Source organism: Cellulophaga sp. F20128 (assembly GCF_023015805.1).
Lineage (GTDB): Bacteria > Bacteroidota > Bacteroidia > Flavobacteriales > Flavobacteriaceae > Cellulophaga.
Genome location: NZ_JALKBA010000006.1, coordinates 75,558 through 100,831, shown reverse-complemented (window position 1 = coordinate 100,831; position 25,274 = coordinate 75,558). Strand labels below are relative to the sequence as shown.

Genomic DNA, 25,274 nt, shown 5'->3' with positions numbered 1-25,274 from the left:
GTACCAAATACAATCTTAAATCTTGGTAAAATAGGGAGTATAGAAATTTTGACTACAATGTATTTATAAAAATATGTAATGAGTACTACTCTTGAGATATGTGCTATTTTTCTAGCGTAATCCCTTAAAATCAGACTGCACTCTTTTGGCCTTTGTAGCTGCTCTTTTAAAGGCTATAGTTGCGATTTTTGCGGAAATAGCTTTGCTGCTTTTTTAAGGGTAGTTGTTGGGGCTTATTGTACACGGCGTAAGCCAGGAATTCATTCCGATATCTGTTTAATTGCACCACTGATGGTGCAGGATATCTTAACAGTGTTAAAGATTGTTCCAAATTTTTCAATATTCTTTTGGAGTAAATTAAGATTTAAGCTATTGTCCTGACTGTGTATTTTTAATTCATAATGTATTTCGTCCATCCTAGGTGGTTTTTCTAGGCGTGTTGCTTTTACGGTTATTTCAGCACTAGTGTATTCAAAATTCATTAAAACAGAAAAGCGTTCTACATTTTTAAGAATACAGGCTGCAAATGAACCTAAAAATAATTCCGCGGGGTTTGGCAAATTATCCGCGGATTCTGGAGTAGTCCCAAAATCAATTTCTGAATCTTTAATTTTTAAGGTTGCATCATTTTTTGAAGAAGAGCTTGCTTTACTGGTATACTGCATGGATAAATAATTCTTAGGTTATCGCTATCGTGTTTGGATATGGTTGCTGACGTTTGGTTTTTGACAGACAGTTGGTAAAGCAACTAATGTAACAAATAAAAACGAAACCTCCCTGAAAGTAGTTGCCTATAAAGCGATTTTAAAAGTAAAAATGGGGGGTAAAGCAAAATAGAAAATAGCCATTAACTTAAGAGCCCTTGTCTAGGGCTTTTTACTGTGCCTTTTGTGCTTAAAACTTGGGGTGTTTATGGAAAAGACAATTGTCAGAATTAGCATTGTTGCCATGTACCCCAAATTGTAAGAGATTTTTTATTTAATTTCTCCACAAGCTACTCTTCCTCCAGCAGCACCTGTTGGTTGCGTTGTAAAGTCATCTGCTTTTTCATGTACAATTATTCCTCTACCCATTATATTTTTATTTTCATCATCACCGCCAATGGCCCATAGATCGGTTTCCATAGTCATGGTTGCATTGCCGTCAGAATCTGCAGTAAGGTTACCAATATCACCGCTGTGATATCCATTTTCGTCGCCCCATTTGCCGTGTAATTTATCTTCCGGGTTCCAGTGTCCACCAGTTGATTTAGCGTCGTCAGAACTGCAATCTGCCTTTTCGTGCAAATGCATCGCGTGTTCACCCGGAGTTAAACCTTGTAAATTGGCTACCATTACTACTTTGTCATCTTTTTGTGTAAAGACCACTTCGCCAGTAACATTACTGTTGCTCTTGGCAAACAATTGAACTTTTAACACTTTTGTTTGTGGATACGTCATGGTTTTTTCTTGTTCCACTACAGCATCTTTGGTATCACTACCTTCCACTGTTTTTTTATCATTTTTACATGCAATGGCTGTAAAAAATACAAGAGCCATTAATGTTGCTATTTTAGTTTTCATTTTTTTATGATTTTAATTAGATCATAAATGTACCATAGCTGTAAATAGAACCTTAACACAAATGGAAGAATGCTTAACTCATATTCTTAGCGCTAACACTTATATCAGGAACCTATTAAAAATTAGAACCTAAGCCGTTTGTAGTGATGACGACAAATTTTGTCCAAATAGAACTAAGCAATGATGCCAGGGATGACCTTCTACAACACACCAAGTCTCAATTGAATTTATGGAGATTAGACCAAACCACAGTTAACCAATTAAAACAACCTGTTGTAATTTGAGTAGTTTAATTCTTGGCCGTATAACTGCAAGAGCCTAATAAACAGAGAATAAATATTGGTATAGCTTTAATTGTATTTAGAAGTTGTTGGCTTTAGGCTCATGTATTGGTTTTGAATGTGGTTTTTAACTTGTTTAAGCCCTTATTCTAAGGAATAAATCGCAATTAGAAAACCTTACTTTGTCTACTGGAAGTTGCGATCCTCAATACTTCAGGCTTTATTCTGATTTATGTGCTTCCAATTCAATTTCAATCAAAAATTCAGGGAGTACCAATTCTTTTACGCCAACCCAAGAACCTGTTGGAAATTGTTTGGTGTAAATTTCATTTCTGTAAGCTGCGTTTTCAATAAACAAGGCCATATCGGTTGTAAAAATATTTTCCACAACTACGTCGTCAAAAGTGCAACCAAAATGTTTTAGTATTTTTTCTAAATCTGCATAACAATTTTTCATTTGTTGCCCAAAATCGCCTATGGCAGTTGGATTTCCATCATCGTCCATACTTACAGCACCAGAAATTTTAATCGCATTCCCAATTTTGACAGCATGCGAATATCCGTAGGCCTTTTCCACTTCAGGTCGAAGCAAGAAGTATTCAGGTTTTTCAGATTTAATAACTATTTCTTTTTCAACTTCTTTACTTGTTTCTTTTCCTTTTGTTCACAACTTTACGTTGTTAAAGTCAATGTGAGCAACATTACAACGAAAGTCAATTGCCTTGTTAATCTGGTTTGGTTTTCATTTTGGTCGGTTTTTGGCTATCCCGCATTATTCCACTAAAGAATTTTATCAGCCTTTAATTTCGCAATCGTTTTAAATTTGAATTGAATTAATAATTTCAAAATCCTGTGTTGGCAACTGACTTTATTTCGATTTAATAGTAATGGTTGAGCTGTAAATTCCTGCTGAGAGTGAAATTCCAATAAATAGCAGTGAAAACCATTCGGGAATTTCAATTAAGCTAGCTGTCATCAATTTCACCGAAACAAATATTAGTATTGCGAAAACACTGTACTTCAAATAAACAAATTTCTCCAACATATTTGAAAGGAAAAAGTAAAGTGACCTTAGGCCCATAATTGCAAATATATTTGAACTATAAACAATAAAGGGGTCTGTAGTCACCGCAAAAATTGCAGGAATACTATCTAAAGCAAAAAGTAAATCAGTAAATTCTATTGTTATCAATGCTCCAAAAAGTGCTGTAAAAACTCGTTTCCCATTGACCTTGGTTATGTATTTTCCATCATGCAATTCCTTGCTGAATCGAAAAAATTTCATCACCCCTTTGGGTTCCTCAATGTCTTTGTGTTCACTCTCTTTTTTCAACATTTTAAAGGCTGTAAACAATAAAAACAAGCCAAAAACAATACTCATTCCGTGAATTTTATCTAAAAGTATCAATCCCACACTAATTAATATCGCACGAAAAATGATGGCTCCTAGAATTCCAAGAAAAAGCAATTTGTGCTGGTATTGTCTTGGAATTTTAAAGGACGTAAAGATAATGGCGATAACGAAAAGGTTGTCTACACTTAAGGAGAGCTCAATAAGATAGCCTGTTAAGTATTTAACTACAGCTTGGGCGGGTTCAAGATTATTTGCATTTGCTACAAGAGACGTATCATAAAAATAATAAATCAGGCCTGAAAATAATAAGGCATTGATGATAAAGAAAATAGTTTCAAAAATGGCTCTCTTTACTGAAGTTACACGATTTTTTTTGTGTAAAACAAAAAAGTCAATCAACAAAAGTGCAAGCAGGTAGGAGATAAGTACAATCCAAGGGGTTAGGTGTTGCATGAGTATTTAAAGTCTTTAATTTTAGTTTGTTTTGGTAATATTGAGCCGTTGCCAATGATTTTAAAAAACATTTAGTGGCGCTTTTATAAACACTTAATGCCTTGCATTTTTAGAGGATTATTGAACAAATGTAGCGCTATTGTACGTTAAGAAATTCATAAAAATTAATTTTTAAAAATCTTTCTTACATCGCATTTTTTCATATCAATTTCCCCCTACATTTACTGTGCTTTTATTTATGCACTTATGGAATTGGTTATTGGGTATATTGGTTTTATTATTTCTGCCTATTCGGTGATTGCCAACGATGTTATTCAGACGCTAGGTACGTTTATATCTTCAAATTTTAAGGTAAAATGGTGGTGGCTTTGGCTTTTTGCTATCGGTATTCTATCCATAACCCTGTGTTACGGATGGTATGTAAATGATGGTGATGTGTCTTATGGTAGATTGGCGAACATACCGTTACCAGAAACAGTAGCATGGTGGTATCTGTTAGCACCCATTGCCCTGCTAGCCATCACTCGATTTGGAATTCCTGTGAGTACCACGTTTATGATTTTAAGTATTTTTTCTTCGGGTATGATCATAGAAAAAATGATATTAAAATCGGTCTTTGGGTATGCAATTTCCTTTGTCTTTGCCATGGTGGTCTATGTTGTTATTTCAAGAAAATTTGAATCTAAATTTTCTCTCGCTAAACTCGATAAACATAAAAAGAAGCATTATTGGTTAGTGGCGCAATGGTTTTCTACCGGATTTTTATGGTCGCAATGGCTGATTCAGGATTTTGCGAATATTTATGTTTTTCTTCCAAGAAAACTCTCCCTTGAACAACTCTTAATCTCATTGGGCTGCATTCTTCTGATTATGGCTTATATTTTCAGGAAACGGGGCGGAAAGATTCAGGAAATAGTCAATCAAAAATCGAACACCAAGAATATTCGTTCTGCCACAATTATTGACTTAATCTATGGTGTTTTTCTATTTGTATTTGGCAACCTCAATTCAATTCCCATGAGCACAACTTGGGTATTTATTGGAATTTTGGCAGGAAGGGAATTAGGGATAACCTATTTATTGAATAAAAAGAAAATAAAATTCACCTACATCATCATTGCCAAAGATTTTGGCAAAGTAAATATCGGACTTGTGGTGAGTTTGGTGATTGCATATTTGATTCAGTATTTAAAATAATCGTGCTACTATTAATTCAGTTGAATTTCTGTTGTTTTATCTTTTGAAGTTTTGTTAGGGTGTTGCTCAGGTGCTCGTGTATGGTTTGTTCTGTATATTAACGACCTAATTAACTATTAAAAACCGGATACAAGCTAGAAGCTTCGCAAAAACCTCCTCTCTTTTTACATGGATTTGGTACGGTGCAATAAGTTTTTAAATACCTTATTTTTAGTGATTTAAACTGTCGAAGGTTGTGCTTTTATAGGTGTCTCTTATTATGCTGTTTTGAGCAGCTATATCTTTTTTTATTTATTCACTATCTTCTGCTAAAGGTGAAATCATAATATGCGCTCTATGTGTTCCTGGATTCATAAGCCAAGGATGGTTTTTTGCGGCTGGGATCTCTGGTAAACCAGTAGATGCCGATGTTGCCCAAGGCATATACACCACATAACGGAGTTGCGCATCTTCCACTTCTGAAGTTTTAGGGTTATACAATGTTTTTGTTCCGTAGTAGATATGCAAGGTTGCTCCCGTAGGTATATGAAGTTGGCCCGATTTCACTTCTGCTTCTCGTATCGCAAAAATTTCTGGTCCTGATTTTCCTGCTGCTTTTAAGGCTCTTCCTCGCGCCATAAAGGGTTCAAGCTCTTTGTGATAACATGCGGCATTAAATCCTTTCTGATTGGGGTTATCTGCGAGCACAATAAATTCATTATCTCCTTCTCTTAGCGTTACAAATTCGCCAGCCATATTGTATCCAATAACTTTACATCCGGTTCTGCTTGCTTTTGGAGCAGCCATTAATGCTGTTGCAATCAAGGCTTCATCAGTATCTATGGTAGTATAATTTTTTGCCACGGCTATAGAGTCACTAGAGGTTAAGATTTCCGTTTCGGCAGATTTCTCAGTTCCGTTTTTAGTTTTGTCGGCAGAATTACAAGAAATCAAAATTCCTGTAAAAATTAATGCGATGATGATACCTTTCATTTTTTACAAATTTTTCTAATGAATTTTAACATTAGCGTTTAGTTTCACTAAATATATGATTTTAAATATAAATAGGAGGGTTTTTAATGAATGAAGCAGAAGGTGTTTCCATAGTTTGTGTTAAATAACTTTATATAGAAAAAGAGGAGAACTATAAGGTGTTTTAATAAAAAAAGTCCATAATAGCTAGGTGTAGTATTAGTTGCAGGGTTAAACCCCTAATTTAGCAAAAAAAACCAAACTTTTAGGTGAGTAGGTGAGTAGCAAATTCTAGTAAATGAAAAAACTATTAATTTGCATAGAGCACTGGAATAGGGCTTTTCCTTTGTCTTGTTTTGGACTCTCTATAATCTATTGCAAAACAATAGGTCCATTGTCCCTGTTGTAGCTGTCCGCCAAAGAATATTGCTTTGCTAATTCAGAGATTTAAATCGCTCAAAATCTGAAATGGTTGCTACTTCATTATCATTATTAATATTATATGAGAATTCGAAGAAGTATTTTTTAATCAGCGATCTTTTATGAGGACTAACTATCACTTATTTCTATAGATTTTATTCTTTTCAGTATTAACGATCTCAATTATTATAGTTCACGTTTGGAACACTCAACTGCCTAAAACCACAAATGGTTGTTTAAAGAAACATAATGTTATATTATCTCGTCTGCACCAATTTCTACTAGATGGTGTTATGCCCAGTTATTTTTATTTTTACTGTGAATTTCTTTCATAAATACAGAGAGTTCTTTTGTGAAATTGTCTAAAGATTGTGCAGAATGTTTGATATAACCAACTATTTTTTTCATCTCTTCTAAAGAATAATTTGTAGACAGGTCTAGTAAATTTGAAATGCCTAAAATTTGTGAAACAGGTTGCCTTACATTATGTGAAGTTAAATACATCATTTCTTCTAATCCCTTAATATAGTTTCTAAGATATACTTCCGTTTTTTTGAGTTCGCCGCAGGCAATTCTCAGTTCTGTTGCTAACCCTCTTTTTGCTTCGTATTGGAGTGTAAGCTCTGTATTTGTACGAATTAGCTCGTCGGCCCGTTTTTGCTTTTCTTCTGCTTGATAAGCAAGCTCCTTATTTGCGATAATAAATTCATCAGCTCGTTTTTGCTTTTCATCATTTTGGTAAGCAAGCTCCTTATTTGCAATAGTTAATTCATCAGCTCGTTTTTGCTTTTCATCATTTTGATAAGCAAGCTCCTTATTTGCGATAATTAATTCATCAGCTCGTTTTTGCTTTTCTTCATTTTGAAAAACAAGCTCTTGGTTTGCAACAGTTAATTCATCAGCACGTTTTTGCTTTTCGTTATTTTGAAAAACAAGCTCTTTATTGGCAATAGTTAATTCATCAGCACGTTTTTGTTTTTCTTCTTTTTGAAATGCCAGTTCTTTGTTCGCAATTATTAATTCCTCGGCCCGTTTTTGTTTTTCATTATTCTGAAGGATAAGTTCTTGGTTTGCAATGAATAATTCATCCGTTAGCTTTTGTTTTTCAGCATTTTGTACAGAGTGTTCTTTTTTAATTAAGAGTAGTTCTGCGGATTGCGTTTCTATTTCTACTTTCTGAAAGGAAATTTCTCTTTTAATGATAATTAACTCTTCTGATTCTGACTTTTTATTCATAATTTTAAGATTGTATGTATGGATTATTTGAACATTTGTCGGTTGTTTTCAATAATTTGGCATAATGTGTCTGTATATGATTTGTCACGCGCAATCAGTTAGAACTTCCGTCGTGGCAGAAATTTAATTAATTCACGTGGTACTTGCACAGCGAACTGGTAAAGCAATTTTTGAGAAGGAATTCCTCCACAATGAATTGTATTCTGTGTCGTGCAGTTTTTAAAATATAGATAATTCAGATCTAGTTGTAAATTCTTCCAAAAATTTCATTCCCTTATGCGAATTCCCTTTCTTATTTAACTTTGGACTCCAAACAGCAATCGCATATTGATTTGGATGTATTGCTATAATACCTCCTCCAACACCGCTTTTTCCTGGAAGCCCAACCTTAAAGGCAAATTCTCCTGATTCGTCATAAAAACCACATGTTTGCATTAAAGCATTTATTCGTTTAGATTGACTTTCGCTCAATATTGACTTGTTGTTATGTACTCCAAGACCATTATTAGCTAAAAATAAGAATAATTCTGAAAGCTCTTTGCAGCTCATTTCCAAAGAGCATAAGTCAAAGTAGAAATCAAGAACATCAGAGGGCTCATTTTCAATTTTACCAAATGATTTAATGAAATTACATAAGGCTACATTTCTATAGCCTACATCTTTTTCTGACTGGGCTATTTTATTCGAATATTCCAATGCTTTATTGTTAGAGATACTTCGTACAAAGTCGATAAAATCTTCTTTAGGATTCTTTAAATTACTTAAAAGTATATCTGATACTACGATAGCTCCTGCATTTAAAAATGGGTTTCTAGGAATACCTTTATCAGCCTCTAGTTGAACAAGAGAATTGAATGCTGTACCAGAAGGTTCCACTCCAACTCTGTCCCATATTTCATCCCCAACAATGCGATAGGCCAGAATTAATGAAAGTACCTTTGTGATACTCTGAATAGAAAATTTGCCATTATAATTACCCATACCGAAGTTAACCTTTTTAATTGTCGATATGTGTACTCCAAAATTCTTTGGATTAACTTTTGACAGTTCAGGAATGTATGATGCCATCTCTCCTTTATCGTCTATATTCTTAATTTTCTGGTAAACATCTCGGATTAAGTCTTCAAAATTCATTTAACTATTTTAATTGCACAGAACGGTTAGGCTAGGCGTAGTTTGGTTTTATGGAAATTTTTCGTTTCCGCCTATGCACAAAACTAAAAGGTATTGTATTGATTTATTTTTTCTTGTTTAAAGCTAAAATTGAATATTTCGCTATTGTGTAATTTTCAGTTTAACGACTTTATAAAGATACACAAATCTTTCGGTTATGCCCGAAGCCCTTATTGTCTATAGCTTTTGTTGGCACTAGCTTTATTTTCTAGCCCCTTTGAATTCACTTCCGTTGTACCATTTTGGAAAATAATCTTCATTAGATAATTTTAATCCTACCTTAAAAAACAGTTGTAAATCTAACTGTACACCGCTTAGTTCTGTGGTTTCAGCATGGTATTCGTCTGAGGGCTGATGGTATTTGTACATGCCATAATCCTCCTTAAACTTTGTTATAGCTTCAATACTGATATCAAAGCCTTCGTAGGAACCGCTCGCATACAAGGCAGGAATTCCAATTTTCGCAAAATTAAAATGGTCTGATCTAAAGAAATATCCTTTTTCGGCTTCAGGATCTGGAATAATGTATCGGTTTTGTTTTAGTGCGGCTTCTTTGGCATATTCGTCCATTTCGGACTGACCATAACCGGTAATGGTCAGGTCTTTCATTTTTCCAGGACTAGCTAGCGCATCTATATTAATATTGGCTACCGTTTTTTTAGGGTTATAAATAGGGTTTACAGCATAATAGGCAGAACCGAGTAAACCTTGTTCTTCTCCTGTAAGCGCCATGAATACAATAGAACGTTTTGTTGGGTTACTTTTCTTAAATGCTTCTGCTATGGCCAATAGGCCTGCCGTTCCGGAGGCATTATCCACAGCACCATTATAGATAGAATCACCATCAATAGGTTTGCCCACCCCAAAATGATCCCAATGGGCAGTATACATAATATATTCATCTTTGCTGTCTGTACCCGGTAGTAAAGCAACTACATTTTTAGAAACATCTTTTTTAATTTTATTTTTAATGGCTACAGAAACGTTTACGTCTAATGGCACTGGTGTAAAGTTTTTATTACTAGCGAGGGTTTTATAATCTTGACCTTTCATTGCAGAGGCATCAAACATTTTTTGCGCACTCTCACCACTTATCCATGATTCTACATTTAAAATCGGTAAATCGCTTTCAATGATCAACTTAGCGCCACTCCAGCTAGATTCTATCACATTCCAGCCATAAGAAGCGGGTTCTGTATCATGAATAATGAGGACTCCAGCAGCACCTTGCCTTGCCGCTTCTTCATATTTGTAGGTCCAACGGCCATAGTAGGTCATTTCATTGCCTTTAAACAAGGTGGAATCTCCCGATTTAAAACCGGGATCATTAATTAAAACTACGGCTGTTTTTCCTTTCCAATCAATGCCCTCATAATCGTTCCAGCCATATTCTGGTGCAACAATGCCATAACCGGCATACACAAGTTCGGAGTTTTCAAGGCTCACATCAGGTACTACTTTATTGGTGGTGGCTACAAAATCTTGCAAGCGTGTTAATGCAATACTTTCATTTTTTCCAGCAATAATCATAGTTTCAGAAGGTGTTCCGTCAATTTCTACCATAGGAACCTCTTGAAAAAAGCTTCCATCATTTCCTGGTAAAAGCCCGAGTTTCTCAAATTCATCTTTTAAATAATTCACTGTTTTTACTTCACCTTCCGTAAAGGGCTTTCTTCCTAGAAATTCATCTGAAGCTAGGCGTTCAATGTGATGGGCAAGCGTTGTTTGGTCTACTTCTACAATAGTTGTCGTGTCTTTTTTATTGTTTTCACAGCTTATAAAAAGTACTATGACAATAATTTTTAGGCAATTTTTCATAGATGTATAGTTTAAGTGAATTCGTGATAATTCGTTTGTATATAGCGTGTTAGGTGTTTTTCACACCTAATGTAGCAAATAAAACCTAAACGTGCTGGCAGATAAGATGCGGAGCAAGTGCTGTTCAATTAAAAAAAGAACCTTTTAATTAGCTGCGGAGCAATGTACTAGGGCTTTCTATGGAATACAGTGTTGAATTACGTTTTATGATTAATAATATCCTTTGTCCTTTATACCACCTTATTCCTCCTCTTGGATTATCAGAAGCTCCCAAATAACGAGGAATCACTGCATCTCAGCTTTGTATTTACGTAGGCATAACACCTACGAAAAGGGAGTCAGGAAACAGTGTAAGAGGTCGGGCAGGAATAAGTAAGGTGGGCAATGGAAAACTTCGTAATCTTTTGTTTCTATGCTCTTTTATGCCTGTAAACACAACAAGGCTTGTAAGGCTATTTATTACCGCATAGGTTCTAAAGGGAAAAGTAAGAAACTAGCATTAATAGCAGTATGAAATAAACTAGTAAAACAAGCTTTTGCTATCGCTAAATCAGGATTAAGATATGATGGAAACTATAAAAGTACTTTGTTGGCAATAGTACGTTTTTATTCAATTTATTGTTTTTTTTTCCCTTTTTCATATCTGTATTTAGAGTCTCTTCCATATCCAATTTCATTTATCACTTCAAACCTAAAATTTTCCAAATCTTTAGTCTTTATGATCTTAATTTCAAAAGGTGCGTTTACAAAGTAGGCCCATTGGTCATCCTTAGCATAGAAATGAATATCACATTCTAAATAATATGGAGCATCTTCTCCAATGCATTCTTCTAAGAATTGAAAAGTTGCAGGATTAGCGCCTTCTACTATTTCACTTTTAAAATAGAGATGGTTTTTATCTTTAAAAAGTGTATCCACTTTTGGGTGAACTTGTTCAAAAGTATTTACATCACAAGTCATTTTTATGGTGTGACCATAATAAATGGCATTTTCTACGCTTTGGTAGCATTCATTAATGGGCGTCATTTCAGAAAGGGAATATGGTAGTTTAGATTCATACCAATAATCGAATTCCCCCGAAGTTGAGTAGCCTTTATCAATATCTATAATTTGAAAATCGCTTGAATTTACTTCTGGTAAGATTGTAAAACCACACATGTAGCTTTTTAGATAAACCGCATTTTTATCTTTAAAATAAATGGTGTTTTCAGCTTCATTTGCTTCAACTAAACTGAAGCTGGCAATATCAATCTTGTTTAGATGTTTCTCAAAACAAGTGTTGAGATAAAAATAAATCCAATCTTTATTTTTTGAATATCCGTGGCCTAAATGTACCCAGTCATAGTCGTAATCTTTCCCTCTAAAAATTTCAAACTCTTTGCCTGATTTATCTTTTACCAGTTGTCGGTCCCAAAATATATCCAATATTAATAAATCGTTCATTTTAAATTTTTATAAAAGTGGTTGTAAAGCTTAGTTGTTTAAATTCTATTCTGAAATTATAGGAAGTAAATAATAGGGTGTTTTTAGTTTTAGTATAATAAATAATCTGGAATATATAATGAGCCAATGGCCAAAAAAGCAGAAATTAAAAGTAGGATTATAATAATTTTGGCTTCTCTAACTTCAACTTTCTTCTTTATTTTTATCCCTTGTTTTATTATAGTGTAAATAAACACTATGATTCCACTAACCAAAAAGATGGTATACTTTACAAAGTCATGGTATCCTCTAAATCCAGTACTTAGTTCCGATTTTAGAATGAAAAAAAGTATAATTCCGATTGGAATATAAGCTAGAAATATTGTTTTGTAGTTTATTTTTTTCAAATTATTGTTACTGTTGATGTATACGATTAGTGGCGTGTTTAAGCACCTAATTTAGTAAATAAAACCTAAACGTGCTGGCAGATAAGATTCGGGGCAAGTGCTGTTCAATAAAAAAAAGAACCTTTTAATTTGTTGTAGCGCAAATGAAATAAAACAGTCTTGTTCTGTTGCTGTTTTTATAAATGTCTTCAAATAATCTTTAAATTTTATTTGCTAGAAACCATTGAATTCCAATGATGGTTTTAGCATCACGAAATTTATTCTCTTTCAATTGTTGCAAGACTTCTTTCGGTTTTATCTTTAGTAATTGGATATCCTCTTTTTCGTACTTCATACCTCCACCTTTAAAAAGTTTATCGGAAGAATTAACTTCTGAATAGTACAATAAAATTCTTTCCGAACTACCTCCTGGGGAAACAAAAAATGAACTTATAAATTCTATTTCGTTTACCTGATATCCTATTTCTTCTTCAACCTCTTTTTTAACTCTATTCTTAGGCGCTTCATTACCTTCTAGACTACCTGCGGTTAGTTCCAGTATCCAACCATCTTTTTCTTTAATTGTTGGATATCTAAATTGGTTTGTAAAAAGTAAAGAGTCAGTATCTTTTTCATATATAAGAATTGCAACAGAATCACCTCTCTCAAAAGAAAGTCTTTCAACTTCTATTGTAGTAGCGTCGAATAATTCGTGTTTAATTTTTGCTTTTTTTATTTTGAAAAAATTATCAAAAACTATTTCTTCTTTTACTATTTCGTATTTCATAGTTTGTCAATTGAACAGAACTTGTTGGTATAAGATTCGTTGCGTGTTTCAGCACCTAATTTAGCAAATAAAAACTAAGGGTTCTGGCAAGTCTTTTGCTATTGCAAAATCTGGAAGGTCCTATGATGAAACTTACGTTTCCATAGTGCTTAGATAAATAGAAAATGAATACAATAAAAAGGCGCAAAGAACCAGATTTTTGAATCTATGAGCCTAGAATAATAGTATCTCAAATTAACGAAGAATTTGTTTGTTTTTTACCTCAGTTCTTTGGTGTGCTTAGTTTTATTCTTTTTCTCTTTGGTCATAATATTCACGAAATATTTCAGCGCATAAATAACCTGTAGCCATTGAGAATCTCAGTCTTATTTCATAGTCAGGATTTATAAAATCTTCACTTGCGATTTGAATTACAGAATTTATATATTCCTGAATTAAATTTTCATTAACAGTTAGAGTATGCGCAATTCCGTTTCTTATTTTATTCAGCAATCTTAATGACTTTATCAATCCAGTACTTTTCTCTCCAAATTTCCCGAAATGTTCTATCATTCCGATTTTTAAACTGTGATTATATCTTTCTTTGAAAAAATTTGCTTCAGTTTTATTCGATAAATTTTCAAGATAACAGTTTATAGTAAATTCTGTTATTATATGACCTTTAAGGATTAACAATTCTAAATCAAATATGTTTTTAAATTGATTTAAAATAAGTTCCTCAAATTCGTCTAAACTATAATTTCTAATTTGTTCCATATTTTTTTTCGCAAATTAAGCACAACGTACCGTATAAACGGTCGTTTTAATGCCGTTTATACATTGTGTGTGCCCAGCATGGACATCTTTTACTTTACCGAAAGGTAGCTAATTCATTTAGAGGGTGCAAGTCCCTTATGGGCGGAGGTAACGCTTCGAACCATTAGTAAGTCGCAAGGGTGGTAACCGCGAGGTTACATCTGAAGGAAGCGAGACTACAAAACTCGGTACTGACAAACAGAAACCGTATACGAGACCTGTATGTGCGGTGGTGTGAGAGGCGCAGTCCGTTCCTACTTAGGGGCGGACCCCGTCTACTCGATTACCTGCTGGCTTTATTTATCAAAACCGAATTCAATTAATTTTGAGCCAATATCGTTAATTTTATAAATCAGTTTAGGTTGGACATCATCTCCATTTCCCCCAACTCTAATTTGTGATTGTCTTTGTCTTTTAACATCCGAAATCGATTGTTTTATAAGTCCTATTTGGTGTAAATTTGATTTAACATCATCACTTATATATGCAAGATGATAATTATTTTCCAACAATTTTAAATCCTCTATGTAAGCATTGTCAATAATGTGAGTCAGTCTATTAAAATCTTTATACTCCAATTTTCCTATGATTGTTTTTTTTAACAGCTTTCCGATAATAGTCGCTTTCTCGTCATCGTTTAATCTATTCAGAGTTATTAGTAGTTTTTCCCCTGCTTTATTCGTTTCATTTTTTGATTCCAATTCATTAATGAAATTTTCACGGTCTGATAATGGAATCTCATTTAATTCAATTAGAAATTTGAGCAACTTCTTGGTGAAAAAGGACTCCGTTATTTTTTTGTATAGACTATAACCTTTAAATCCAATTCCAAATACAGGAATATCTTTTAATAAGTCCGATTCAGTTATTAAATCAAGTCCAGTTTCTAAAAGTTCAGGTGTTAATTCAGTTAGAGCCTCTGACTTTACTGATTTAAATATATCAATTTGATTTTTTTCTTTTTTGTCGCTCATTTTTCAGCTTGCAGGTAACGTTTATGATTTCGTAGCGTGTTTTAGTACCTAATTTAGAAAATAAAAACCGAATAGAAAATCCGCGAGGATTTTCGTAAGTAGGCTTTTACCAGCAATTTTTTTTACACAGTGTTGGCATTTCGTTGTTTTTAATCAAATGTTATTTTATACGTTAATGGTTTTATTAAAAACTCCTCATTTTTTTCAAAATCCGGATTTTTAATTCTTAATATTTCTGGATTTTCAGAATTTACTTTAGTTACACAATAAACATAATAATTTGAATATGTTTTTGATTTGGATAATTCGTTTTGTGTAATTATAAAACTCTTTGAATTGTTGGTTGTAGAAATTGCTTTTACTTCAATTTGTTTTTGTTTTCCATCGGTTTCAAATGATAATACATCACAACCAAGGTGTGAATCGTTTGAAACAAGTCGTACTTTTTCAGCAAGTTTAGGAAAATTAGGTTTTAAAAAATCTATCTCACTTTTTAAAACAATTTTTTCTGCTAAATCTCCAATTTCCATTTGTTTTCGATGAATTTCAATATAGTCTATTTCTGTTTTTGAATCATCAAGTGAATCTATATCAATAATTTTTTTAGGATGATATATTTTTAATTCATCTGAAAGTTGTCTTGAGTTTTCATTAGTTTCTCCTTGACTAAAAACTACTTTTTGTTTATTTTCAAGATATATAACGTTAATAAATAATAGTTTAAATAACTCGTCAATTTCTTCTGTGTCATTTAAAGTTATTGTTGTTTCACCATCAGTTTTTGGATTAATTTGATTCTTAAATTTTTCTTCTATTTCTTTATTAATGAATTTGTCTCTATCAATTCTAAAATAAAATAACAAATGAGAATCTCCAGTTATAAATGAAAATATATTTTTTGCTTTTTTTGAAAGTTGAAATCTAGTTCTTATTTCCTCTGATTGTATTTCAAAATTAGTGCCTACTTTATCTTTATCTTTTTTGGTAGTTAATTTAAAATTAGAGTCATCAAAGTGGCTTTTAAAATACTTTTCAAGCGTTTTTCCTTTAGTTTCTTTTTTATCCTTGATTTTTTTTTCTGATTCTTCTAATTGAAGACCATAAATCCATAAAAAAGAATGCGCATCTAGTAGAGAAACTATTTGGTGTTTTGTTGTTAGTTGTTTTCTAAATGATTTTATTATTTCATTGTATTCTAAATAATTTTCCCAAGAACAGTTATGACTTGTTTTAAAATCGATATTTATAGAACTAAATATTTCGTCAAATTTCTCTTGCGAAATAGGCATATATTTTTGATGATTTTTTATAAAAAAAATATAGGCAATCAATTGATATGAAAATCCAATTTCAATGAAATTTTTAAAAGCAATTTCATCTTGAATTTTAGATTTAAAGAAGTCAAATAAAAATTTGTCATTTTCTCTATTTGCTTTTAATTTCTTAAAATCATCTTTTTTTCTCCAATCTATTAAATTATTTGATTTTACATTTATTGCATTTTTAATATTTCCTAAAATTCTCCCAGAACCAATATCATTTTCTTTCCAAGTTTTTAATAATAATTGATTTTTTGCATCTTCTAGTATTTCATATTTATAATTTTCGTGTTTTATTGCTAGAGGATGATTTTTAAAATCAGCTATTATATCATTTTTCTTTTCAGGTAATAATTTATTGAAACCTAAATTAACAATTTCAAATATATTTTTATCTATTTCAATCATAGTTTGTAGATTCCTTTTCAATGAATGCCAACGTTTATGTATATGGAAAGTTGTGGTTTTGTTATTTTAATAATACATTAAGTTTTTTGTGTATGGAATTTAAATCTGATGGAAATATTGCTATAAGCTCTAAATCTAATTCTTTTGCTAATAGAAATTTTTCTTTAGTTTTTTTGTCATATGCTTCCTCGCCTTTTAATCCGAAATATTCAATAAAATATTTACCTACTTTCCAATCTGCTCGTCTTCTTCCAGACTTATTATAAATTACATGTTTAGGATATATCGGTTCTTTTTCTGCAATTATATTATTTTCAAATAACCAGTTGTCTACAAACATTTCGTCAAGTGAATTACATTCATTGCCACTTCTTGCAATACATCTAAAACCTCTTGAAGATTCCAAAATACCGTTAGGAAGCACATTTGATTCTGCAAGCGCTTTGAACCAACTACCAAATTTCTTTTTGAAAACAGAACTGCTATGGAGCGTATCATTTCCCTGAACTCCCATTTGAAATATTATCTTACAAACCTCGTTCCATTTTTCTTTATTAATCCTTGAGCTAAAGTTAATATTGATTGGATTAAAATCTGAATTGGGTATAAAGTTGCAGGTTTTAACAAGTTTATGGATTAATTTTTTTAATTCTTGTTTTTTTTGATTTTTGCTAATTGGGCATTGAAAGCAAATTGTATCATTACCATTCGAACCATAGTAAACCCAATCAGGTAGTTTTATTGGTTGAAATTGATTGTTACAAATTGCACATGTTCTAATTTCCGATTTTTCTAGTTCAGATTTCTTTAGTTCTTGATAAATAAAATTATTCTTTAACCTAGTTAATGAAACTTTAAGGAAATCGTGTTTTATTCGACCAATTATACTGTTTCTACTTTCTTTAATTTTATAATAAAATCTGCATTTCTCAATTAGATATTCAGAATTCTCTTCATTATTAAAAAATGGATGAATTCGGTGTCTAAATTTAGCGGAAAGGAATTTTTCGAAAAACACTCCATATTCTTTGATTAATTCTAAAATTAAATCTAAATCATCAATGTTATGAAATTCACGGAATAAATTCTCTCCATAATTGCTATCAGACAAATCAATATAATGAGTTTGAATACCAACTAGATTTGTATCAATTATTGGTTCAATATGCTTAGGAAATATAAAATCTCTATTATTATAATATGTTAATTCTAGAAATTTGGTCATAATTATTGCCAACGGTTTGTATAAGAATAGTTGCGGGTTTACGTGCGAGGAATTTCCGAAGGAAATTCAGACGTTACAAACACGCAACGACCTTTGATTAAACACCAAACTCCGTATTATTTATAGCTATTGTTTCCTATAGTATTTATTGCATTGAATCATTAAATTTTTTTGTTAAAACATCTGATTCAATCCAATTTACAGTTAGTTTAATTAAAGTTTTTAAATCACTTAAATTTTTGTCATTCCACTTTTTTTCATAATGTGTATGGTCATTCCCTAACCATATTGCACGCTTTGATGTTGTTTTTAATCTTGTGTCATCTACATGTGAACTTATACAATTCATAATTGAATTTTTTATTATTAATTCCTTTTTCTCTGGGAATAGTTTTATTAAATAATCTTTAAGTAAAAACTCTAAAGACTTCCGGTATGCTACACCGCATATTTCAAATAAATTATTCTGCTCAGCGAAAAATGCTTCATTATAAATTTTCTGAAATTGAGGAGAAATTTCAATTATTTCAGATGAAAAGGTTTTAGTAATTACCGAATAGCGGACGATTTTTTCATAGTAATAATTGTTATGGTTTTCTCTTCCATATTGCGCGATAAATGGTTTGTCACATTTAGTATTTGGGCAAATGAGTGTAATATAAATTGTATACTGTTCTCCACTTAAATAATCTGATTTATATTTAGGGATTATATGTTTGTGACAGTGTGGGCATTCATTTGGATATTCATAGAGATTCGCATATATTTCTCTATTTCCATTCACTAGAACTTCAAATGCTTGTTCGTTCATTCTTATTAGTTTTTCATATTGCAAGTAGCGTAGAGCTAACTGTATGTCTACTGTTATTTCTTTTATAGGACAATATAGTACATTATTATTTTATAGGCTATTCCATTTAGGGCGTTATACCGTACTTTTTTGTAAGGGCTGCCCAAACAGGTCTAGGATGGGTTTTCCATGGCCGTCTGGCGTTGTATAAAAGGGCCGTCCCTCTATGGTATATTGGGTTTCTGGAGGGATACCCAATGCGTGGTAAATGCTTTGGTGTACTTCGTCTATTACCACCGGGTTTTCTATAGACGCACAGGGCCGTTCATCGGCGGTTTTGCCATACACCAAACCTTTTTTTATGCCACCGCCCCACATTAAAATAGAACAACCATCGGTAAAATGCCGGTGCATGCCGTAGAATTTCTCATCTTCAATAATATCGGGTTGGGCTACTTGGTCTTGTACGGGTTCGCCTGGGCGGCCTTCCATAATAGCATCCCTACTAAACTCGCTCGCCAATACAATCAAGGTTCTGTCTAAATGCCCACTTTCCTCCAAATCTTGGATTAGCTGGGCAATGGGCCGGTCTATGAGTTCCTTCATTTTTGCGGCACGGCTATGCCCGTTTTCATGGGTATCCCACCCTAAAAAGGGTTCGTATTCTGTAGAGACACTGATAAAGCGTCCGCCGTTCATCGCCAAGCGTTTGGCGAGTAGGCACCCCAAACCAAAGCGTCCCGTATTGTAGGTGTCGTACACTTCCTTGGGTTCTTGTGATAAATCGAACACCTTAGCCTCTGGCGAGTTCAGGAGTCTATAGGAAGATTCCATAGAGCGCATTAAAGATTCACGTTGGTAATCACTAGCACCTTCCATCACCTCACTTTTGTTGGCCAATTCTTTATAGAGCTTGTAACGTGCTTCAAAGCGCTTTAAGGACATTCCCTGTGGCGGTTTTACACTGTCCAAACCGGTAGAAGGATCGGGAATTAAAAAGGGACCGTATTCACTCCCCAAAAATCCGGCAGAGTGAAAGGCTTTTAATTCTTCGGCCTCCCCAACCGTAAATCGTTGCCCCATGGCAATAAATGGTGGAATAACAGGGTTTTTAGGTCCTAATTCCTTGGCAATCCATGCGCCTATATGTGGGGCTTGTACCGTTTGTGGTGGCTCGTAACAGGTATGCCAATGGTATTGGTGTCTGGTATGTAAAATATGCCCCAAATCTGCAGCTTTATAGGAACGGATAATAGCACCCTTGTCCATTTGTCCGCCAATACCTTCCAATCCCTTTGAAAAATCGAGTCCGTCTACACTAGTAGGTACCTTGGGGAAGGTACTTAAAACACGCTTGCTTTCTACGCCTTTCTCGTAGGGAACATAGGCTTTGGGATCAAAGGTTTCTGTATGTGCCATACCGCCCGCCATCCAAAGGAGAATAACGGTATCTGCCGTAGCTTTCAGTTTATCAATGGGCCTACTACAACCACTTAAAAAACTAGCCAAAGGAATGGTGGTAGCAGAGGCTGCTAAACTAGCGGCTGCCATATTCTTTATAAAATCTCTACGCGCGTTTTGTTTGTCCATAGTGGTGCCTAGTTTATAAATTGAAATTCGGGTTGGTTTAAGGTAGACCAAAACACATCTTGCAAGGCCTCTTTTGTGGGTTGTTTTCCCAATACCCCAAGCATGAGGTCCTTTTCTGTGGGTGTAGGTGCCCTGCCCATAGCGTTGTGATACAGGGCCTCTGTAATCTGTTCACTATTGTTGTGATATTCATGGAGCCAAAGGGTAGCTCCTTCATCTAGAATCTTGTTAAAAAATTCGCCATTGGTCAGTTCCAAGGCTTGTAAAAGAGTCGCTTGATCGTCCCTAGAGGTGGTTACATTTTCCCGACTTGGTCGCCCCAAGGCTTTTAAGAAGGGGTGTTGCTCTACCAGGCTGGCTCTTGCAAATTCACCATTTTGCGCTTCAAAAGTGAACGCCATTAGATTCCCCCAATTGGAAGTACCATAATTGCGAACGCCTGCCCATTTTTCATCATTATAGTCGGCTTGTATCCAATCGTTTTTTTGGGCTTCGGCGGTGCTTTTCCAACTGCCATCAGCGTGCAGTATGGTTTCACTGCCATCTGAATGATTTATTTTTAAGGCGAATAGGATGCCGGCAGGGTTGGCAATGGTGCCTTCGTTCATCCCTGCAATAGCAATGGTATTTGTTCCTGAAGTAAGTGCATTTGCTACTTGCAATTGATCCACTTTTGTCCAATCGTTTCCTTCAGATATCTTTTTTTCATTGATGTAAAGGGTGTAGCTATGATCTACTGAAATAAGCACCGTGGCACTATCGATGGCTTTTTCTGGAAGTATCACTGTTTTTCTAAAATACCGCTTTCCGGGTTCGGGCAGCACATCCCTGTCGAACTTTACCTCCCGATGCCAAATGCGATTGTAGGGTAGGGCATTGCCTTTTGGGTTATAAGCCAAAGCCGCAAAGACTGGTTTTATCACCTGACTAACCGCATCAGAAAATTGTTCCGCACTCATACGTCTTAGCATAGGACCTTTAAATACATATTCATTTTTAATGGCGGCGCTATTTTTATAGTTTGCTGCAGGCAATTGATAGGTTTTGGAGGTCATGATTTGCTTTAGCAGCTGCTTTAGATCGTAACCCGAATCTATAAAATCGGACGCCAACCAATCTAGCAGATCTGCATTCCAGGGTTCATTGTCCATTTCATCTAAGGGTTCAATAATACCGCGCCCCATAAGGCGTTCCCAAAACCGATTGGTAAGGGTTCTATACAATCTTCCATTTTCAGGTTTTACAATCACTTCCGAGAGTTTAAACAAGCGCTCTTTGATACTTTCGGCTTCTACCGCTCCCAATTCTGGGTATAGAAAATTTGCCGTGGCAAATTTTCCCAAGGGTTTGTCGCAGCGGTTTAGTTCTAAGGCTTGGGTAGCAAAAATGGAGGCAAAACCATACGACTGCTCCAGGGTGATATTGCTCACAAAGCTATTGTGACAGGATGCACATTTTACATTGACGCCCAATAAAGACTGTCCAATGTTTTGCGCCGCTTGCATCTCGGTACGCTGACTGGCATTCACCACCCCACGCCATTGGATGCCTTTGATAAAGCCTTCAGATACTTCGGTTGGGTTTACCAGTTCTTTTACCATCTGGTCATACGGCTTGTTCTCCTCCAAAGCGGTATAGAGCCAATGGGTAATTTGTTTTCTTCCGCCGGTAATAAATCCGGTGCCACTGTAATCATTGCGCAGTAGGTCATTCCAAAAGCTCAACCAGTTTTGGGTATAGTTGTGGGTATCGCTTAAAAGGGTGTCTATCAGGATATTTCGTTTGTCGGGGCGGGTATCCGCCACAAATTCCTGGATCTCGTTGGGTTTGGGAAGCAATCCTGTGATGTCCATATAGGCGCGTCGCATAAAGGTTCTATCGTCAACAACCGCTGGCCAATCCAGGCCGTTTTCATCAAAATAGGCCGCCATGAGCTTGTCTACAGGGTGCGATTGGTTGCTTGCATTTGGTAATTCGGGTTTTACCAAGGCCAAGGCCGCTTCCGGAAATACTTTTAAGGCCTGATCGCTCCAATGAGCGCCATTTTTAATCCAGAGGTTTATAAGTGCTATTTCATTTTGCTTGAGTACTTTTCCCTTTTTTGGCATCACATCATCATCATTGGGAGACAGGGTAATGCGCTTATAAAGTTCACTTTCTTCGGGCTTTCCTGGGCGTAGTACAGGACCCGATTCGCCACCAGCAAAAACGCCTTCTTTACTGTCCAGTATCAATTCCCCTTTCTGCTTATTCTCACTGTGACATTGGTAGCAATTGTGGGCAAAAATAGCTCGGACTTCCAAGTTTAGTTTGTCTTGCTGTGGTAGGCTTAAGGAATCTAATTGTTTTAATTCTGCTAATAGGGCTACTGATTTGGTAGCATCATAGGCAGCTGCTTTTCCGGGTAAAACACTTGTTAGATAATCCTCACCATGGGTAAGGCTGGCACCCAAATGCCCGGCAATGGTTAAGGTGAGTACTGTTGCAGTCAATAGGAAACGGTACAAGCGGTAATCGGCCAATTTTTTGGAGACCAAATTGCGCAGTACAAGCACCGTAATTACAGATAAAACAGCAGTGGCTATACCTGTATATTGATGGTAGGTAACCAGGTCACCGGTATACTCATCATAGGTGCTTAGCAGCCAGCCCATAAGTGCCGTAAGAACTGCGGTTGCAGCTCCTATATGCAGCATCCAATAAATTCCATCGCGTAAACCTTGTCGCTTGCCACCCAAGGTGAGTAACTCAAAAACTAAGGCAATGACCAGTAAGGCGATGGGGAAATGAACGAGTAGGGGGTGCAACCGCCCAAGAAGCTGTAGCATCCAATTAAAATCTTCCATGTGGTGATCTACTTCTTTTTAGCAATAGGTTGTATGCTGTTGGTTCTAGTTAGCTGTCTAATATAGTAAAACTTTTTTTTGGAGTAAAATACTAGAGGCTGCATTTGTGTCTGTAGGTACAGCTACAACAATTGGGTTTGCGTAGGGGTATTTTTGGTTTTGTGCGATAGCCTGCTGTTTCGTCCTTTTGTTTTGTGTGCTTAGAACAACAGTTTCTAAGGAAAATTAAACCAAATTAGGAGCTAGTCAGTATCCTAAAAGCGAGTTTTTGATTACGGTGTTAGCACCAAGAATCTCAAAAGTCGCTTCTCCTAGGTAAGCGGAGGTTTTGGTCCAATCATGAGCCTATTTCTGGAATTAAAATTCGGATTACTATTTGGCCATTTTTAGAGCCTCTTCAAAACTCATATCCTTATAAAGAACAATTTTATCAATTTGAAGTAATTCTGAACGACCCGAAAGTTGTAAGGTATAAAAACCTGACTTTTCAAAGGTAACCTTCATCCATGGCTGTTCACCGTGCAGGTCTAATTGACCATTCATTGCAAAATCGACTTTACCGCGACCAACAAACTTATGAAAACCTTTGATAGGTTCACGGCCAATTTGAATGGCATCCGGGAAGTTAATCCACGCATCATTTGATTTGTCTCCTTCGGCATCCTCAGGTTGCCGCATAAGCCATTTTACGGTATAGGTGCCTGGTTCTGTAACCTCAAAATTTGATTCGCATATGTTTTTTTCCACCACAGCCTCGTAACTATTGGCTCCGGTATATTGGATATATTTTCCTCCGCTAGCGATATCATCATTCTTAAAAGTCCATTCGCCATGTAAGTCAAAGTGCTCTCCTTCAATAGCGATAAAGTTATTGGCTGTTTTTTTTTCAGGAGCTTTTTCAATACAATGAAAGGTAAGCGCTGTCCATATTCCTCTAGAAAACGCAAACGCATCATCCTCTGGAATTTTCCCGTTAGAATGTGAATTGAATTCCACCTGGATATCATTCATCGCATCTAGTTTAACATTTTTGAAGGTGTAAGTTTGCTTTTGATAATCTTTGTCGGTTGTAGCATTTTGTATTTCACCAATCACTTCACCATTTACCTTTAATCTATACGTAGATTCTCCATCAATTTCGCAGAGTGACGTTAATGTAATATCGTATAACCCTTTGGGTGCTGTTAATTTAACCTTGCTAGCCGCATAAACTCCTTTGTAGTGAACGGCATCAATAGCCATTGCTTTACGCGCGTTATCTTTATAGGGAATCGCAAAACCTGGAATTGTAATTACGGGAAAATCTTGTATTGCATTTAAGGTAAAACTAGCGTTCGCATCCAAGGTTTTTTTAATTGCAAGTCCTTGCGCTGCGTTAGGAATACCCGTTCCAATAAATTTTTTAAACTTTAGAGGATTTCCATTTTCATCACCTGTAAGTAGCCAATAAAGCAATCCGCAATCTGATATATCTGCTTTACCTGTTTCATGGGCCTGTACACGAGTATATAACCAGTTAATGCTTTCATCTGTATGGTATCGCATCCAATACCAAGGTGAAAAATCTTTACCCGAACACCATAAAACATCACGTTGATCACAAGCGTTCTGATCTTTTATTTTATGATATTGAATTCTATTTCCACAAAGTTTTTGAATATCTTCCCAGGTATGGTGCCATTCTCTACGTTTGTGATTTTCATTAAAACCACTATGGGAAACCAGTTTAACATGTTTTAAATTTTCTAATCCGCCCAATTCAATTGCTTTTTCTACGGCCTGATAAACGAATTCAGAAAGTCCAGCGTGTAAGAAATACAAGGGGTCTTCAGCGGTTGACTTTACCATTTCTCTTGCCAAACTATTTTTAGCTTCTTCCAATTGCGTGGTTACATCATAAAATTTATCAGCATCAAAATGCCACCGAATTATGCCGCCATCACAACTTAATTTATTCTGGTTTTTTTCATCGGGACCTGCAGGAGCATCAATAAAGTTATTGTAAGAAAAATGAACCAATTTATCCTGCATTTCCATTTTAGCTAAAATAGCAAGAATTGCAGCGTTTGCGCCCCAATCGTCAGGATCACCAGTGGCCCATTTGTGTTCGTAATCTGGTGCGCTATTGCCATCAGCACTTACCGCAATACGGTTATTGTTGTAATCCCATGCTTGAGAAAAACTTTTGATAAACGTTAAATGAATAGCAATGGTAAGTATTAATACTATTTTTGATTTCATAATTTCTATTATTTAATGGAGACTAGGAATTATACTTGTTTTAAAA

General features: G+C 34.9%; 19 protein-coding genes and 1 pseudogene. 2 read left to right on the top strand and 18 right to left on the bottom strand.

The features are described 5' to 3' along the window. Nucleotides 1–260: 260 nt before the first annotated feature. From MWU65_RS08070 to MWU65_RS08055, 4 genes are all read right to left on the bottom strand, one after another. Complete coding sequence (locus tag MWU65_RS08070) at nucleotides 261–665, bottom strand: OsmC family protein (protein ID WP_247076819.1); 405 nt, start codon at nucleotides 663–665, stop codon at nucleotides 261–263. A 309-nt stretch (nucleotides 666–974) separates the two neighbouring features. Further along, nucleotides 975–1,562, bottom strand: a complete 588-nt coding sequence (locus MWU65_RS08065) for a superoxide dismutase family protein (RefSeq protein WP_247076817.1) — start codon at nucleotides 1,560–1,562, stop codon at nucleotides 975–977. A 501-nt stretch (nucleotides 1,563–2,063) separates the two neighbouring features. After that, nucleotides 2,064–2,435 (bottom strand): RidA family protein, encoded by a 372-nt coding sequence (locus tag MWU65_RS08060; RefSeq protein WP_247076815.1) that lies wholly within the window; start codon nucleotides 2,433–2,435, stop codon nucleotides 2,064–2,066. A gap of 276 nt (nucleotides 2,436–2,711) precedes the next feature. After that, nucleotides 2,712–3,650, bottom strand: a complete 939-nt coding sequence (locus MWU65_RS08055; RefSeq protein ID WP_247076813.1) for a TerC/Alx family metal homeostasis membrane protein — start codon at nucleotides 3,648–3,650, stop codon at nucleotides 2,712–2,714. Nucleotides 3,651–3,896: 246 nt separating this feature from the next. Between MWU65_RS08055 and MWU65_RS08050 the strand changes: the two genes are divergently transcribed. Next, nucleotides 3,897–4,847, top strand: coding sequence for a hypothetical protein (locus MWU65_RS08050; RefSeq protein ID WP_247076811.1), 951 nt, complete (start codon nucleotides 3,897–3,899; stop codon nucleotides 4,845–4,847). 291 nt (nucleotides 4,848–5,138) lie between these two features. On the opposite strand, the gene MWU65_RS08045 is transcribed toward MWU65_RS08050, so the two are convergent. From MWU65_RS08045 to MWU65_RS08030, 4 genes are all read right to left on the bottom strand, one after another. Continuing rightward, entirely contained in the window at nucleotides 5,139–5,819 is a 681-nt protein-coding gene (locus tag MWU65_RS08045; protein ID WP_247076809.1) for a hypothetical protein, read from the bottom strand. Nucleotides 5,820–6,509: 690 nt separating this feature from the next. After that, on the bottom strand, nucleotides 6,510–7,454 hold the full coding sequence (locus MWU65_RS08040) for a diguanylate cyclase (RefSeq protein ID WP_247076807.1): 945 nt from the start codon (nucleotides 7,452–7,454) through the stop codon (nucleotides 6,510–6,512). A gap of 219 nt (nucleotides 7,455–7,673) precedes the next feature. Then, nucleotides 7,674–8,588, bottom strand: coding sequence for a glutaminase (locus tag MWU65_RS08035; RefSeq protein ID WP_247076806.1), 915 nt, complete (start codon nucleotides 8,586–8,588; stop codon nucleotides 7,674–7,676). A gap of 240 nt (nucleotides 8,589–8,828) precedes the next feature. Then, nucleotides 8,829–10,445: a M28 family metallopeptidase gene (locus tag MWU65_RS08030; protein WP_247076804.1), complete on the bottom strand. Its 1,617-nt coding sequence runs from the start codon at nucleotides 10,443–10,445 to the stop codon at nucleotides 8,829–8,831. Nucleotides 10,446–10,732: 287 nt separating this feature from the next. Here MWU65_RS08030 and MWU65_RS08025 point away from each other — a divergent pair. Then, nucleotides 10,733–11,034, top strand: a pseudogene (locus tag MWU65_RS08025) (transposase); the annotation flags it as partial. Nucleotides 11,035–11,060: 26 nt separating this feature from the next. Here MWU65_RS08025 and MWU65_RS08020 read toward each other — a convergent pair. From MWU65_RS08020 to MWU65_RS07975, 10 genes are all read right to left on the bottom strand, one after another. Beyond that, nucleotides 11,061–11,888: a DKNYY domain-containing protein gene (locus tag MWU65_RS08020; protein ID WP_247076802.1), complete on the bottom strand. Its 828-nt coding sequence runs from the start codon at nucleotides 11,886–11,888 to the stop codon at nucleotides 11,061–11,063. 585 nt (nucleotides 11,889–12,473) lie between these two features. After that, nucleotides 12,474–13,040: an NUDIX domain-containing protein gene (locus MWU65_RS08015; protein WP_247076800.1), complete on the bottom strand. Its 567-nt coding sequence runs from the start codon at nucleotides 13,038–13,040 to the stop codon at nucleotides 12,474–12,476. A gap of 285 nt (nucleotides 13,041–13,325) precedes the next feature. Further along, complete coding sequence (locus tag MWU65_RS08010) at nucleotides 13,326–13,796, bottom strand: hypothetical protein (RefSeq protein WP_247076798.1); 471 nt, start codon at nucleotides 13,794–13,796, stop codon at nucleotides 13,326–13,328. 335 nt (nucleotides 13,797–14,131) lie between these two features. Beyond that, nucleotides 14,132–14,809: a hypothetical protein gene (locus MWU65_RS08005; protein WP_247076796.1), complete on the bottom strand. Its 678-nt coding sequence runs from the start codon at nucleotides 14,807–14,809 to the stop codon at nucleotides 14,132–14,134. 149 nt (nucleotides 14,810–14,958) lie between these two features. Next, a complete protein-coding gene (locus MWU65_RS08000; RefSeq protein ID WP_247076794.1) occupies nucleotides 14,959–16,536 on the bottom strand; it encodes a DUF3883 domain-containing protein in 1,578 nt (525 codons plus the stop codon). A 61-nt stretch (nucleotides 16,537–16,597) separates the two neighbouring features. Further along, nucleotides 16,598–17,761, bottom strand: coding sequence for a hypothetical protein (locus MWU65_RS07995; protein ID WP_247076792.1), 1,164 nt, complete (start codon nucleotides 17,759–17,761; stop codon nucleotides 16,598–16,600). A gap of 145 nt (nucleotides 17,762–17,906) precedes the next feature. Continuing rightward, nucleotides 17,907–18,572, bottom strand: coding sequence for a hypothetical protein (locus tag MWU65_RS07990; RefSeq protein ID WP_247076790.1), 666 nt, complete (start codon nucleotides 18,570–18,572; stop codon nucleotides 17,907–17,909). Nucleotides 18,573–18,686: 114 nt separating this feature from the next. Beyond that, nucleotides 18,687–20,141 carry a DUF1501 domain-containing protein gene (locus MWU65_RS07985; protein ID WP_247076788.1) on the bottom strand — a complete coding sequence of 485 codons (1,455 nt, stop codon included), beginning with the start codon at nucleotides 20,139–20,141 and terminating at the stop codon, nucleotides 18,687–18,689. 8 nt (nucleotides 20,142–20,149) lie between these two features. Further along, nucleotides 20,150–22,987 (bottom strand): DUF1549 domain-containing protein, encoded by a 2,838-nt coding sequence (locus tag MWU65_RS07980; protein WP_247076786.1) that lies wholly within the window; start codon nucleotides 22,985–22,987, stop codon nucleotides 20,150–20,152. Nucleotides 22,988–23,359: 372 nt separating this feature from the next. Beyond that, on the bottom strand, nucleotides 23,360–25,228 hold the full coding sequence (locus MWU65_RS07975) for a hypothetical protein (protein ID WP_247076784.1): 1,869 nt from the start codon (nucleotides 25,226–25,228) through the stop codon (nucleotides 23,360–23,362). Between the last annotated feature and the right edge of the window lie 46 nt (nucleotides 25,229–25,274).

Excerpts from the sequence above, each read along its gene's own strand:
- MWU65_RS07985 (WP_247076788.1), bottom strand. The coding sequence starts at position 20,141 with ATGGACAAACAAAACGCGCGTAGAGATTTTATAAAGAATATGGCAGCC.
- MWU65_RS07975 (WP_247076784.1), bottom strand. The coding sequence starts at position 25,228 with ATGAAATCAAAAATAGTATTAATACTTACCATTGCTATTCATTTAACG.
- MWU65_RS08020 (WP_247076802.1), bottom strand. The coding sequence starts at position 11,888 with ATGAACGATTTATTAATATTGGATATATTTTGGGACCGACAACTGGTA.
- MWU65_RS08045 (WP_247076809.1), bottom strand. The coding sequence starts at position 5,819 with ATGAAAGGTATCATCATCGCATTAATTTTTACAGGAATTTTGATTTCT.
- MWU65_RS07980 (WP_247076786.1), bottom strand. The coding sequence starts at position 22,987 with ATGGAAGATTTTAATTGGATGCTACAGCTTCTTGGGCGGTTGCACCCC.
- MWU65_RS08010 (WP_247076798.1), bottom strand. The coding sequence starts at position 13,796 with ATGGAACAAATTAGAAATTATAGTTTAGACGAATTTGAGGAACTTATT.
- MWU65_RS08035 (WP_247076806.1), bottom strand. The coding sequence starts at position 8,588 with ATGAATTTTGAAGACTTAATCCGAGATGTTTACCAGAAAATTAAGAAT.
- MWU65_RS08065 (WP_247076817.1), bottom strand. The coding sequence starts at position 1,562 with ATGAAAACTAAAATAGCAACATTAATGGCTCTTGTATTTTTTACAGCC.
- MWU65_RS07990 (WP_247076790.1), bottom strand. The coding sequence starts at position 18,572 with ATGAACGAACAAGCATTTGAAGTTCTAGTGAATGGAAATAGAGAAATA.
- MWU65_RS08030 (WP_247076804.1), bottom strand. The coding sequence starts at position 10,445 with ATGAAAAATTGCCTAAAAATTATTGTCATAGTACTTTTTATAAGCTGT.
- MWU65_RS08050 (WP_247076811.1), top strand. The coding sequence starts at position 3,897 with ATGGAATTGGTTATTGGGTATATTGGTTTTATTATTTCTGCCTATTCG.
- MWU65_RS07995 (WP_247076792.1), bottom strand. The coding sequence starts at position 17,761 with ATGACCAAATTTCTAGAATTAACATATTATAATAATAGAGATTTTATA.
- MWU65_RS08070 (WP_247076819.1), bottom strand. The coding sequence starts at position 665 with ATGCAGTATACCAGTAAAGCAAGCTCTTCTTCAAAAAATGATGCAACC.
- MWU65_RS08005 (WP_247076796.1), bottom strand. The coding sequence starts at position 14,809 with ATGAGCGACAAAAAAGAAAAAAATCAAATTGATATATTTAAATCAGTA.
- MWU65_RS08015 (WP_247076800.1), bottom strand. The coding sequence starts at position 13,040 with ATGAAATACGAAATAGTAAAAGAAGAAATAGTTTTTGATAATTTTTTC.
- MWU65_RS08055 (WP_247076813.1), bottom strand. The coding sequence starts at position 3,650 with ATGCAACACCTAACCCCTTGGATTGTACTTATCTCCTACCTGCTTGCA.
- MWU65_RS08040 (WP_247076807.1), bottom strand. The coding sequence starts at position 7,454 with ATGAATAAAAAGTCAGAATCAGAAGAGTTAATTATCATTAAAAGAGAA.
- MWU65_RS08000 (WP_247076794.1), bottom strand. The coding sequence starts at position 16,536 with ATGATTGAAATAGATAAAAATATATTTGAAATTGTTAATTTAGGTTTC.